This window comes from Bartonella sp. AP1QHHD (genome assembly GCF_042196265.1).
GTDB lineage: Bacteria > Pseudomonadota > Alphaproteobacteria > Rhizobiales > Rhizobiaceae > Bartonella.
Genome location: NZ_JBHIPW010000089.1, coordinates 37,857 through 51,996, shown reverse-complemented (window position 1 = coordinate 51,996; position 14,140 = coordinate 37,857). Strand labels below are relative to the sequence as shown.

Annotated in this window: 7 protein-coding genes; 4 read left to right on the top strand and 3 right to left on the bottom strand. The window is 38.1% G+C overall.

The window, feature by feature from the left end:
* Nucleotides 1-106: 106 nt before the first annotated feature.
* Both ACFIME_RS07685 and tsaD read right to left on the bottom strand, forming a co-directional pair.
* Nucleotides 107-541, bottom strand: coding sequence for an EVE domain-containing protein (locus ACFIME_RS07685; protein WP_375684754.1), 435 nt, complete (start codon nucleotides 539-541; stop codon nucleotides 107-109).
* Nucleotides 542-1,137: 596 nt separating this feature from the next.
* Nucleotides 1,138-2,232: a tRNA (adenosine(37)-N6)-threonylcarbamoyltransferase complex transferase subunit TsaD gene (gene tsaD / locus ACFIME_RS07680; protein ID WP_375662034.1), complete on the bottom strand. Its 1,095-nt coding sequence runs from the start codon at nucleotides 2,230-2,232 to the stop codon at nucleotides 1,138-1,140.
* Nucleotides 2,233-2,539: 307 nt separating this feature from the next.
* On the opposite strand from tsaD, the gene ACFIME_RS07675 reads away from it, so the two are divergent.
* From ACFIME_RS07675 to ACFIME_RS07660, 4 genes are all read left to right on the top strand, one after another.
* Nucleotides 2,540-3,724: a COG4223 family protein gene (locus ACFIME_RS07675; RefSeq protein WP_375662035.1), complete on the top strand. Its 1,185-nt coding sequence runs from the start codon at nucleotides 2,540-2,542 to the stop codon at nucleotides 3,722-3,724.
* An 11-nt stretch (nucleotides 3,725-3,735) separates the two neighbouring features.
* Nucleotides 3,736-5,295 (top strand): heme biosynthesis protein HemY, encoded by a 1,560-nt coding sequence (locus tag ACFIME_RS07670; RefSeq protein WP_375662036.1) that lies wholly within the window; start codon nucleotides 3,736-3,738, stop codon nucleotides 5,293-5,295.
* A 146-nt stretch (nucleotides 5,296-5,441) separates the two neighbouring features.
* Nucleotides 5,442-6,188, top strand: coding sequence for a glutamine amidotransferase (locus ACFIME_RS07665; RefSeq protein ID WP_375606037.1), 747 nt, complete (start codon nucleotides 5,442-5,444; stop codon nucleotides 6,186-6,188).
* 796 nt (nucleotides 6,189-6,984) lie between these two features.
* Complete coding sequence (locus ACFIME_RS07660; RefSeq protein WP_375634907.1) at nucleotides 6,985-7,971, top strand: DUF2125 domain-containing protein; 987 nt, start codon at nucleotides 6,985-6,987, stop codon at nucleotides 7,969-7,971.
* A gap of 1,192 nt (nucleotides 7,972-9,163) precedes the next feature.
* Here the strand turns inward: ACFIME_RS07660 and ACFIME_RS07655 are convergent.
* On the bottom strand, nucleotides 9,164-13,873 hold the full coding sequence (locus ACFIME_RS07655; RefSeq protein WP_375684753.1) for an NAD-glutamate dehydrogenase: 4,710 nt from the start codon (nucleotides 13,871-13,873) through the stop codon (nucleotides 9,164-9,166).
* Between the last annotated feature and the right edge of the window lie 267 nt (nucleotides 13,874-14,140).

Here is a 14,140-nt window from a genome sequence, read left to right as displayed (position 1 = left end):
TTTATGCATTTAGCATGAGAACACCTCAACAGAAGGATGTGTTGAGCTTATTCTTCTGCGCTATGAAGCATCTTTTTATATGAGTTAATGAATAAAAATTATTGTTTTAAGATAAAAGCATTTCCTCCTTAAGGTTGCCCATTAAACAGACTTCTTTCCATTCATCTTCTGTTACGGGTTGCACTGATAAGCGGCTGGCTTTGACCAGCGCCATATTTGCTAGTTTGGGATTGGCTTTAATTTGTTTTAATGAAACAGGTGTTGGCATGTCACAAAGTGCACGGATGTCCACACATTCCCAGCGTGGATCAGAGCTTGTAGAATCAGGGTGCGCTTCAGCAGATATTTCTACAATTCCTACAATTTCTAAACCTTTATTTGAATGATAAAAAAAACCTTTATCACCATATTTCATAGCGCGCATATTGTTACGGGCTTGATAATTGCGTACACCATCCCATTGTTCGCCATCAGCTCCTTTTTTCTTTTGCATCTCCCATGACCATTTATGGGGTTCAGATTTAAAAAGCCAATAAGCCATGAGTTCTCCTTTTTCATAGACTGTTATGCATTTTTATAAGCATCTTTGTAATACCATCAACGATGATTTTAAAAATGGGGTAAAGAACGGCTATTATCTATTTTTTCTTGTTTCAAAATAATGTGTAGTAGAGAGACGCTCTCCATTGATATTTCATGTTGTATAAAAGTATTTTGCTCTTTGCTTATCTTTTCAGCTATGGTTTGAAATGCGGTTACTATAAGAGTTTGTTGGAAAAAATTAAGAAAATTGGTTCTAAAAAGCTTTAAGATTACAATGACAATGAAACGAATAAATGATCAAAGATGATGAGGTCAACGAATGGCATTCATATCTATGCTTCGTGGGAGAGAGTAGATCTTATTATGCTGTAAAATACCGTCATTTGAAGTGTAATGATATAAGGCAGTTTTTTGAAACATGAAGTTTTTAAGAATGTGTGGTGAATATTTAGGTTTACGTGTCGATCTTTGGGTTAAGTGAATTGTGTGAGTGGGAAGCAGGTGGAATCTGCTCGATAGAGAATTCGGACTATCTATAGACCGGATTGAGTAGAAATCTTCGTTCTTTAAGATGTGTGTAGGACGTCAATTTTATTATGCTTTTGTTCCACGGCGTCCCATCCCGATCAAGGGCGGGGCTTTTTCATCTAATGGCCAGCGTGAGCGGGGTGCAATGTCAAGAGAGTTTGTTTCTCCTCGTACGAGTTTTTGTGCACCGGCAAAAGCAATCATTGCAGCATTATCGGTACACAAGGAAAGAGGAGGGGCTATAAATTCAAAACCATGTTGATGGGCAAGTTCTTGCAACGTAGAGCGAATGGCTTGGTTTGCGGCAACACCGCCTGCGACAACCAAAGCAGGAGAACGCTTTTCTTGATCATGAGAGAGAGGATATTGGTGGGCAAAGTGTTGTAGGGCTAGGTGAATACGATCATGTATTGTATCGGTCACGGCGGCTTGAAAACTTGCGGCAATGTCAGCAATATCATTTTCTGTAAGGGGAGCTATGGCTGTTGCGGCTTGTCGAACAGCAGTTTTGAGTCCTGAAAAAGAAAAGTCTAACCGTTTTTCACCTTTTAAAGGTCGTGGAAGAGGGATGCGATTTTTATCACCAAATAAAGCTGCTTTTTCAAGTGCTGGTCCACCAGGATAAGGAAGACCTAAAAGTTTTGCTGTTTTATCAAAGGCTTCTCCTAATGCATCATCAATGGTGGTTCCTAAACGCTGGTAGTTACCTACTCCATGAACAAGGATTGTTTGTGTATGGCCACCTGAAACTAAAAGTAATAAATAAGGAAAGTTGACATTGTGCGTCAACACAGCTGTTAAAGCATGTCCCTCTAAGTGATTTACGGCAATAAATGGTTTTCCAGTAGCAAGAGAGAGTGCTTTTGCGCTCATAACCCCTACCAACAGTCCTCCTATCAAACCAGGTCCACTGGTGGCTGCAATGCCATCAATATCTTTTAATTTTGTGTTTGCTTCTGTTAGTGCTTGTAGAATTAAATGATCAAGAACTTCAACATGGGCACGAGCAGCAATTTCAGGAACAACACCGCCGTAAGGTGCATGGTGATCAATTTGACTCCAAACAACATTGGAAAGAATTCGGCTGTTTGATTCATTGTTATATTCAATGACAGCCGCTGCCGTTTCATCACAACTTGTTTCTATTCCCAGCAGACGCATTTTAAACAAAACCTTATATTGAAGCTTCTTTCCTGCGTGCGTACCATGAACAGAAAAAGATGCAAAGTATTTCTCTTAGAATTGTTTTTTCTATGAAAAATATGTGTTTTGGCATTTTCTTTGAATTTTATGATATCGTTGATTAAAAAATAAAGCTGTATTTTCGAGTATAAAATGCAAATGTTTTTTAAAAACTTTTCTATTAAAGGCGATAATTGTAAATATTATTGAGAAAAGCTGCATTTTTAAAACTTTTTTCATTTTATTATTTTATCATTAAAAAAAGTGTGCACGAAAAGTGACAGAGATGGTCGATTCTTCAAAACCAAAAGTTAAACCACATTATGCTGGTACGCGCCGTAAGAAACCAGTTATTGAACATGAAGCTGTTCCTCATGATTCAGAGGAAAAAATCCACAATTCTGTAGAAGCTCATGCGCGAGAAAAACAGAATATGCAAGGTCAGGATAAAAGTACCTCTAGTACAACTTGGCTTTTCTTGTCCCTTTCTGGGATTTTGGGAGGATTCATTGCTTTGGGAATTTTTATGGGGCTTCAATGGGCTGGTTTTTTTCCTTCTCCTTTTGTGGAAAATTCTGCTGGAGGAGAAAAAGCTTTGCAGATTGCTGAAGCCGCAAAAAGTCAAGGTGAAGACACAAAGGAACAATTGAGGCGGGTCTTTCAAGAAATTGATACGTTAAAAACAGAGTTTTCTTCTTTTTCATCACAACAGTTTAAAACAACGAAAAATGATGAACTATCGAAAGAAGAAAGCAAAAAAGCTTTTGCGATTTTAGAGGAAAAAGTAAAAGCTCTTGAAGAAACTGTACAAACTTTTGTTAGAAAGTCGAAAGATATAGAGACGGCTTTGTCTGTTGGGCAGAGCAATGCAAATAATTTTTCTGCGTTAAAACAACAGTTAGAAGCACTACAGGAAGAAACTGCTGTTAAAAATAGTGAGAAAAAAGAAATAGATACCGCGCTCTTTACTGCAATTAGTTCATTAAAAAATGCTGTAGAGCGTGGTGGATCTTATAATAATGAATTAAAGCTGTTACAGCAATTATCGCCTTCGATTAATGGACTTGATGTGTTGCAAAAAACAGCTACTGTGGGTCTTCCAAGTTCAGCACAACTTTCAGTTGATTTTGCTAATGTTGCCGATGCAATTGTTGGTACGCAAAATCTTGTTGCGTCAGATGCTGGTTTTTTTGACCGAATTTTAGCATGGATAAAAGGGCTCATTGTTTCGCGACCGATTGGAAATGTTGAAGGGCCAACACTGGGGGCTATTGCGGCACGCATGGAAGTTGCCATTCAAGCTGGTGATTACGAAAAGGCTTTGAGCGAATGGCAATCATTGCCTCAAAGTGCAAAAGATGTTTCAATGGATTTTGTTAAGCAGCTTGAAAGACATATTGCTATTCAACAGTTGTTGCAGCAATTGTTATTGTCTGTGCAACAAGGATCTTTTAAAGCAACAAAGATGTAAATAGGCCCAAGATGATACGTGTTTTTATTTATATTTTTGTTGTTTGTATCCTCGGTTTAGCTTTCACGTGGGTAGCTAATCACAATGGTATTTTTGTTCTCACATTTTTGCATTTCAGATTTTCTGCTTCATTTCTTACAGTGTTAAGTGTGCTTATTTTGTTTTTTATAACGCTGGTGCTTTTATGGTGGTTATTGTCTTTCTTTTTTTCCATACCGAATGCTCTTTGCAATTATTTTTATAAACGCCATCAAAAGCGTGGTTACGAAGCTCTTTCAAAGGGGATTCTTGCAACTTTTGCTGGTGATAGTATGGTTGCGCAAAAAATGGAAGCACGGGTTGCTAAATATCTTGCAGGAAAACAAGAGCCATTGGTAAAACTCTTACAAGCGCAAACCTTGTCTTTACAAAATGACTCTGTTCGCGCCATCGGTCTTTATGAAGAGATGAGAAAGGAAGATCCGACAAAACTGGTTGGACTTTATGGTTTGTTTCGTGAAGCGATGAAGAGTAAAGCTTATGAGGCAGCGCAACAATATGCCGAAGAGGCACTGACTTTATCGCCAGCACTTTTATGGGCGCATCAGGCGGTGCTTGATCGGTTAAGTACTGAGGGTAAATGGGATAAGGCACTTACTATTTTTGAAAGAACGCAAAAAGCTCTCCCGCGTTCTATTCGCGCGACTCCAGAGCGGCAGCATATACAGGTTTTACTACTAAGTGGGCAGGCACTTTCTTTGTTTGATACACATCCTGTACAAGCACGTGAAGCTATTTTGAAAGCCCATAAATTGGCGCATGATTTTGTTCCAACAATAGTTATTGCTGCTGATATTCTTTATAAATTAAACGAAACGCGTAAAGCGGATAAAATGATTATAGCGGCTTGGCAAAAGGAGCCTCATCCTGACTTGGGAGCGCTTTATCTTGAAAGAGAAGAAGGAGCCATTGGGCGATTGAAAAGGGCTAAGACACTTGCTTCTTATAATAAAGATGCATTTGAGTCGGCTTTCCTTATTGCTAAAGCAGCTTTGGATGCTGGTGAAACAGCATTAGCAAGAGAGAAGGCACAAAAAGCATTACAATGTCATCCACGGGAAAGTGTTTATTTATTGTTGGCAGATATTGAAGAGGCACAGGGAAACAATCAAGGTGCTGTGCGTCAATGGCTTTCTTTAGCACTTCGTGCTGAACGTGATCCAGTGTGGATGTGTGATGGGGCCATTTTTTCTTCTTGGTCAGCGGTTTCTCCAATCAGTGGACGTTTGGGCTGTTTTGAATGGAAGGCGCCTCCTTGTATGCCTTCTCTCACATTAGAGGCGGACAATATTGTGTCGAAAAGGCAAGACAAAGAGTATGTTATGGGAAAAAGTGATGATGTTGGAGATAAGAAGCTTGAAAAATCAACACCTATAGATGATTCTCTTTTGCATAATGCGCAGGTGGAGAAACAAGATATAAAAGAAAAAGATGTAAAAATGTTCAGTCAAACTCACTTAAATGTTGATGATCCAGGGGTTAAAACAGAAGAAGAAACATCTTTATCGAGGAAAAAATTTCGTTTATTTTAAATTGCACCAATGTGATAATACGAATGTTTTCTCAGAAGAAACAATTGACCTAGAAGAAAAAATATCGTTAGTCTTATCCAATAAAATTATTCTCTTATGTTTTAAAAATAAAGTTTTGCTTGGTAGCAGAGGTGATTGGTTAAAAAATGTTTTTAAATCAGAGATGTCTTGATAAAAAACAAAAAAATAACAAACCAAGGATTGCTGTCGTTATTCATCGGCGCTCTACCTATACTGGTCGTTTGGGAAAATTTTTACAACAAAATGGTTTTGTTCTTGATATTTATCGTCCTATTTTTGGACAAAAACTCCCTGATACATTAGAGCATTATGCCGGCGTTGTTATTTTAGGGGGACCGATGAGTGTGAATGACAGCGAAGCCTATATTGGTGAGGAAATTGATTGGATTTCGTTATCACTAAAGGAAAATAAGCCTTTTTTGGGTATTTGTCTTGGAGCACAAATGTTAGCGCGAAATCTAGGGGGGCGCGTTGGTACAAGAAGTGATGGGACTGTTGAAGTCGGCTGGTATCCACTAGAAGCAACCCCACAAGGGAAGGAATTGATGAATTGGCCAGAGATGGTCTACCATTTCCATGATGAAGGTATTTATGATTTACCGAAAGAGGCAATGCTTTTGGCAACAGGGAATACATATCCTACACAAGCTTTTCGTTATGGAAACAATGCATGGGGCTTGCAGTTTCATGCTGAATTTACACGCGCTATGATGCGGCGTTTGGTCGTGCGTTCGGCACATAAATTGACTGAAAAAGGTGCTCAACCTGCTTGTGCACATTTGAAAGGTCGTTTAATCTATGATCGAGCTTTGAGCCAATGGTTTGAAAGCGCATTACACCAGATTTTTTGTACACCGCCCGTACTTGTGTGATTGTTGACAAAGCATTGATTTATATAGGTAATTCACGGTTTTGTATATTGAATGAGAACCCCGAATATAGTAAGGTTTTCTCATTCCAAACCTGTGTATGTTGACTCAATAAAAACTTCTTGCTTGCATGTCACAAGTGGGGCTGGCGTGTGGGCAAAAACTGTATAAGAAAAGACTAAAAATGCTTCTTATGAACTGTCTTAAGTGCCAAGGGCTGTCGCAACATTTGGGGGCTAGCCAAATATAATGATGGTGCTGGCTTTGGGGCCTCCATAAGCGTAAAGAGGGGGCTCAATGGCTTTATCGTTAAGAAACACTATTCATTATCATTTTTGTTGTGCTGTAAAACAGTATGGTTTAAGGCAGAGGTAGAAAATCTATGTAAAACTTTACACATGAGGTGTTTTTTGTTAAAGGGTGTAATGGTTTTTTTTTAAGAAAATCTTGTTTATTAAGCTTATGAGATACTATACTTTAGAACGATGTATAGGGGCTTCTTGAAGTGATCAGTAGATAAAATCCGATCGATTAAGAAGTTGGATTGTGTATAAACTGAACGTGGTTGGGAATCTTTATCCTTTTTAGGGTGGGGAGGAAGTTAAGAGATAAAGAAAGTTTGAATATTGTCTAAATCCTTTCAAATACCATCATCACAAAAAAGTTTTTCTTTGAGTTATTTAATTTGTGGGCTCTTTTGTCTTGCTCTGATATTTATTTATAGCGCACTCTGGTTTTTTTTTCACGTAAAATAGAAGACTATGTTTCTGATATATTCACAAAAGTATCTTCCCATAATATGGCGGCGGTATGTGAGAATGTGCACAAGGATGGTTATCCTTTACGTGTCGGTGTTGTTTGTGACAAGTTTCAATTTTCTTGGCCTTTACATGGGGTTTCTTTATCGACGGGGCGTTTGACAGCTGGTGCACCAATTTACGCACCTCATTTGGTCGAGTTTAATGTTCATTCTCCTGCATTAATTGTTTTTTCCGGAAAAACTCCCATAGTATCGCATTGGCGCAATTTGGTGATTGAAACAGAGCCTTATTGGAAAACGGGTAAAACATTGAAATTTATAGCTGAAGGGCTTGATATTTCATCTTTTTCCTCTTCCCCTGAAGATCAAAAGCTTCAAGAAGCATTAAGAGCACAAACGGCAGATAAAAAAACGACACAAGAAAATATTGAAGATCCGGCATCTTTGCAAAATACGCATGACGTGATTATTCAGCCGTTAGAGCCACAAGATATGCCTCAAAAAATAACGGCAGAATTTTTGCGTTTTGATCTAAAACATGAAAAGAATAATTTATCGGGACATATAACTTTTGACGGTTTTGATGCTTCTCCTTTTTTAAAATCTTCTTTTGTTGATATTCCTAAAATTGATGGCAATTTGAAATGGATTTTAAATGACATCTCTTTTCAGTCTGAAGATGAAGAAAAAAATTGGCAACAGCGACTGTATGGAAAAAGTGGACTTTTAAAGCAAGGTGAATTGACTTTTCATACAGGTGGTGCAGTGCGTATTAGTGGACCTTTTTCTTTTGATGATGAAGGATATTTGACAGCAAAATTTGAACTTGTCCTTATTCAGTCCATGAAGCTTCTTGACACTCTGCAGCACTTATTTCCCGCGCAAGCCAATAATCTTCAAGCGTTATTTTTTATTTTGGGTGTTTTGCCTAAAAATGCGGACGGCACTCCCGTTCTTTCCTTGCTCATTAACAATGGGTGGGTAAAATTAGGCTTTTTAAAACTTGGTCGTCTTGCTCCGCTTTAGGTGTTGTACCAAAGTCTTTTTTCATTTTTACTACCAAATTTCGATTTTTTCTGATTTTCATACTTTTTTTGCAATTTTAGAGTGTCAAAATCTATTTTAACAAAATGCGTATTTAATGGTAAAAAAATAGCTATAAAAATAAAAAATTACCACCTACTCCTAATTCGTCCAACCTCTTTTCACTTAGTACAAAATCTTATGTCAAACTACATATAGCAACAGTGTTTGTATGGAAAAAGTGGCATTTTAAAGTATGCTGAATTGCCTTTTTATACAGGTGGTGTGGTTTTTGTTAGGAACCTTTTTCTTTATATATGGAATGAGCATATTGCATATATTTGTTTGGGTGTAACCTCTTAAAACAAGTAAATAGCCTAGTTGGAGGAAGATATGAAGTTGTAAAGGGGAAAATCAACATCCATCTTTACTGTCATTTTTTATTCGATTTTATGCATTTCAAAAGCAGTTACAGTTATATCTTTTAAATAATGGATTAAACTTATCCTTTTATTTCTGATATTTTTTAATGAAGCCATATGTCTTCCACGTAAAACAGAATATATTTGTATTGCATATTTACGTATTTATTAAAACAATATTTCTCAGTGCTTCTTATTTCACGATGTCGCCTATGAATGGTATAACGATAAAGCCATTAAACACCACCATCTTTTCGGTTATGGAGTAATAAGCTAGGGGGCAACACCATCATATTATATTTGCTAACTCCCAATGTTACTGCAGCTTTTGGCACTTGGGGCGGTTTATGAGGGGCATTTTTAGTCCTTTCTTTACTGTTTTTATCTATTCGGTTTTCCCATTTGCAATATGCAAGGGGAAATGGGGTTAATTGACAGTAAAATTTGAATTTATTTTTTATTTTGAGTGCTCTGTCTAAAAATGCAGGATAGGGCTTCCGTTCTTCCCTTGCTGATTAGTCATGGATGGATAGAACGGAGCAAAAGCTTAGCTGTTTTGTACAGCTTTTAAGTCTGAAAGTTTATGTTTTTAGGGTGAAAAATAAATCCTGTTGTTTTTTTGAAATTGTTGCAAACAATTCTATTGTGATAAATAGCGAGATTTTTATTTTTGGAACCTTGCCTAAAAATGCAAACTCCCGCTCTCTATTTTTGTTGGTTTGTTGTAGTGGTGGGATAGAACGGGAGATTGAGTGGGTCGTTTTGTATTTGCTTTAGGTTTGAAAGCCAATATTTTGAAGTTGAGAAATCAATCCTGCTGCAAAGGTAAAACGAGAAATATTGAGATCATTTTCAATAAGGGCGCTAATGCGGTTTGTAATGTTGTGAATATGATCTTCTTCTGTTTTTTTCCAAGTGTCAAAAGGATCTTTTTTCTTTCCATGATTTTTGAGGATTTTCATAACGATTTGCCGAAAGCTTTCAGAAACATTTTCTTTGGCTTGGCTTAAAGCCATACTATCATAATAATCTACTACAGGGATTATACGACTTGCTTCGTTAATGCGGTTTATACGAATGATTTGCGCAAGTGAAAAGTAGATCTCTGCGGTTTTAATAAGATCACTGTTGCTTTTTTTTGCAATTAAAGAAATATCACAGATTGTTGAAGCAGCTTCCAAGAGGGCTAATTGTTTCGCTAATGCTTTTGGTGCTCCCTCTTCGCTGTAGTGTAATGCTTTTTCTTCAATCTTTTGCTTAATATCGTTGTCGTGAGAATGCATAAGCTCTTTTTCAATAACGCTACGGGCTTGCTTTATTGTTTTTACAATTTCTTCTAATGGACGTGAGAGATCTATGTTGTGCAAACCCCAATTGGTTGTTTCAAAGAGCATTGGGGTCATTGTTGCGTAGAATTTATTTTGGACAAGACCGGGTATTTTATTATCAAGCTTATCAATTTGCTCAGACAATTGAGGAATTTCGAAACCATCGCGGATGGCAATGAAAACGCGAATAATATTTTCAGTCTTTTGTTCTGTTGCATCGTGTAGTCTATTAACAAAAGTGGGGCCTCCACGATTTACAATATCGTTGGCAATCAGCGTTGCGATAATATTACGACGCAATTGATGGTTAATAACTTCCTTCTTAAAATTTTCTTGAATTTGGGTTGGAAAATAGTTCAGCAAGGCTGTATTGAAATAGTGATCATCAACAATGGGGCTATTAGCAATTTCTTCTTTTAAGGTCAATTTAGCATAGGCAAAAATAACGGCGAGTTCTGGACGGAGAAGACCTTTGCCTTGGGTTGTTCTTTGTCGTAAAATTTGCTCATCAGGGAGTATTTCAACTCTACGATCTAGAAGCTTTTTTTGTTCCAAATCGTGCATAAAGCGTATTTGATAGGGCAAATCAGTAGTGCTTTGGTTTTCCGCCAAAGAAAGCGCAAGGGGTTGTAGATAATTGTTGCGCAAGACGAGTTGCTCGACTTGAGGCGTCATTTTTTTCAAGAGCTTATTGCGATCTTCGCGGGTTAACGTTTTGGCACGTAGTGCTGATGCAAGAACAATTTTGAGATTGACCTCAATATCAGAACAATTCACACCAGCAGAATTGTCAATGGCATCCGTATTGCATCGACCACCATTTAAGACATATTCAATCCGTCCACGTTGTGTAACACCAAGATTAGCTCCTTCACCAATAATTTTTGCACGCACTTGTTCTCCGGTAATGCGTATTGCATCATTTGCGCGATCACCTACTTGGGCATCGTTTTCTGTTGCAGCACGGATATAAGTACCAATGCCACCGAACCATAAAAGATCAACAGGGGCTTTGAGAAGAGCAGAGATAATTTCAAAGGGTGTTCCTGTTTGTTTTTCGAAACCAATGGCTTGTGCTGCTTCAGGTGAGAGAGTAATGGTTTTTTCTTTTCGTGAGAAGATACCACCGCCCTTTGATAATTTGCTTTGGTCGTAATCCTGCCAGCTTGAGCGAGGCAGTTTGAAGAGACGCGTACGCTCTGCATAGCTTTCGTCTATGTTCGGATCTGGGTCAATAAAGATATCGCGGTGATCAAAAGCGGCAATCAATTTTGTTTGTTTGGAAAGCAGCATCCCATTGCCAAAGACATCACCAGACATGTCGCCAACACCGACACAGGTGAAGGGCGTTGTTTGAATATCGTGATTAAATGACTCTCTAAAATGTCTTTTGACGGCTTCCCATGCACCTTTAGCTGTAATACCAATGTCTTTGTGGTCGTAACCTGCTGAACCTCCAGAGGCAAAAGCATCATCAAGCCAAAAGTGGTTTGCTTGGCTGATGGCGTTGGCTGTATCAGAAAAAGTTGCTGTTCCTTTGTCTGCCGCAACAACAAAATAGGGGTCAGGGTCATCATGACAGATGACATTGTGGGGAGAACTTATTTTGCCGTTAATCAGATTGTCTGTAATGGAGAGCAAAGCTGTGATAAAGTCTGTATAAGCTTGTCGTGCTGCTTCTATGATGACAGCACGGTCATTTGTTTGGGGAAGCCGATGGGGATAGAATCCACCTTTTGCACCTGCAGGAACGATAACCGCATTTTTAACTTGTTGGGCTTTGACTAAGCTAAGCACTTCGGTGCGATAATCTAATGCACGGTCAGACCAACGAATTCCACCACGAGCGATAGGTCCAAAACGCAAATGGACCCCTTCAACTTCTGGTCCATAAACAAAAATTTCTCGGTAAGGGCGCGGTTCAGGCAAACCTTCAATCTGGCGCGGATTTAATTTGGTGGCTAAAATACGCCGTGGACTTCCATCAGGAAGAGGTGTAAAGGCATTCGTTCGTAAACTCGCCTCGATAAGGTTACAATAACGGCGTAAAATGAGATCATCGTCTAAACCAGAGACTTTCCGTAATTTTTCTTCAATGCGCTTTTGAATGACTTGTTGGTTTTTTTCCCGTTCTTTTTCTGTATGGCTTTGATGAAATTTTAAATGAAATAAAGCATAAAGATCTTGGGTAATGTCAGGATAAGCATTTAAAGTTTGGGCAACGCGATCTTGCGAATAAGGAATTCCAGCTTGTTGGAGATAGCGCCCATAATGGCGCAAAATAACAATTTCATGCCAATCAAGCTCAGCTGTCTGGGTGAGAGCATTAAAGCCGTCATTATCAGCATTTTGTGCCCAAATGGCTTCAAAGGTTTCGGCGTGTTTTTGACCGTCTTTTTCAAAATCGATACAGCGTTGGAAAGTACTTTCTAGCTGCATATCATGAAGATACACAGAGCGCCCATTGCCATCTGGTAATTCAAGGGTTTGTTCAGCAATAACGCGAAACCCCATGTTTTCAAGGAGTGGTACACGTTTGGAAAGGGCAAGTGCTTCATGGCGGTGAAAAAGCCGAAGAGAAATGCACTGTTTTTCTTTGTTTTGTGCGTGATAAAAGATCACGAAAAAGGGCTTTTCATCATGAAGACTTAGAATATGTCCGGCATCATTAATAGCGTCTTCAGCTGAAAATAAATCACGATAGCTGTTGGGGAATTCACTGGCTAGACGTGTTTGTTGCTCTGTTATTTTCTTGTTAAGAGCGATGGCTTGAACCCTGTCTTCCCAACTTCGTGCAATCGAACGTACATGTTGTTCAAGTGTGGAGCGCTCGTGAAGAGGAACAGTTTCATTTCCTTTGCGATGGATGATATAATAGACACGTATAAGAGTGCTTTCCAAAAATAGCGGATAAGATTCAAAAAAGTCACCTTTATAAAGCTCAACAAAATGTTCGCCAACTTTTTCACGCAGGCTGCTGCTATATTGGTCACGCGGTACGTAGACCAGGATAGAAACAAAGCGTCCAAAAGAATCAGTGTGGGCAAGAACCCGTAAACGTGGGCGCTCATCTAATTGTAGAATAAGCTTAGTGTTTTCTGTCAATGTATCAACATCAGAGCGAAACATTTCATCTCTTGGATAGGTTTCTAAAGCACTGATGAGTGCTTTTCCTGAATAATCGGCATGATTGTGTCCAAGACGTTGAATAATAGTTCGGGCTTTTTCTTTTAAGAAAGGAATTTGCAAAATAGAACGTGTATAAGCTGAGGAGGTAAAAAGCCCTACAATGCGTAATTCTCCACAGAGTTGGTTTTCTTTATCAAAGATTTTAAGACCAATATAATCGAGCCAAACAGAACGGTGAATTTTGGAGCGGCTGTTCGCTTTTGTCACGATAAACAGATTATCGCTTTCCATGAAGGATAAAACTTCTTGAGGAGGTTCTTTCATGCTTTTATCGTCAATAATATGAATAGAAGCATCCGTGAGTATACCAAGTTCAATATTACTTGCTGTAAAGGATTTTAGGGGTTTTTGGTCTTTGATGAAGTTGTAAGTGCGCATACCAAGGAAAATGAAATTATCGTCCATTAGCCAGTGAAGAAACTCAATGGCTTTTTCGCCTTCTTGTTTGTAGTGCGGGGGAAGACTTATTTGGTAGGCATGAATATGCTTTTCAACTTCTTCAAGCATAGGTTTCCAGTCTTGTACAGCAGCATTAACCTGTTCAAGAACTAAGGTGAGTTCATTTTCAAGTTTTTGTATTTGCTGTTTGTTTAATGACTCGATGTGAATTTGCATCAGACTGATGCGTTTTCCAGAAGCACAATCAATAATGGGGTGTGCAATCAAATAGATATGGTTTTTGTGTTGATTGAAAACATTTAAAATAGAATCGAGAAGGAAGGGTTTGTTATCATTGACAAGCGTGATAACGGTTACAGGTCTGTTACTACGGGTTAAATTTTGTTCAAAGCAGATGGTGTTGTTTCCCGTCTGATGGAGATTAAAAGCTTTTACCGCGATGGCTGTGGCCTTTTTAAGTTCTTCATTTTCATAATAAGCAATATCTTCTTTATCGGTTTGGGCAAAAAGGATTTGTTCTATTTTATCTTGGGTGTTTTTTGTTTCTGTTTTTTTTTGTTGCAACACATTCACTCTCCCTTTTTGCTCTTAAGGGGTCTTTCTTCTCTTTTTAAAAGCAGACCATTATATTTTTTATATACTGTAACACCTTCTTTCTGAAGAAAATAGCTCTTTATTTGGAAAGAATGAGTTTGTTTTTGCTATTTTTAGTAATATTTTGTACTTTAAAGAAATATTTTGCTTCAAGGAAAGGGCATTTTTAGTATTTTTGTATGTTAATAGTTTGTTTTTTAAACTATACAAAATGAAAGTAAAAAAAGAAGCAAAAGTAAA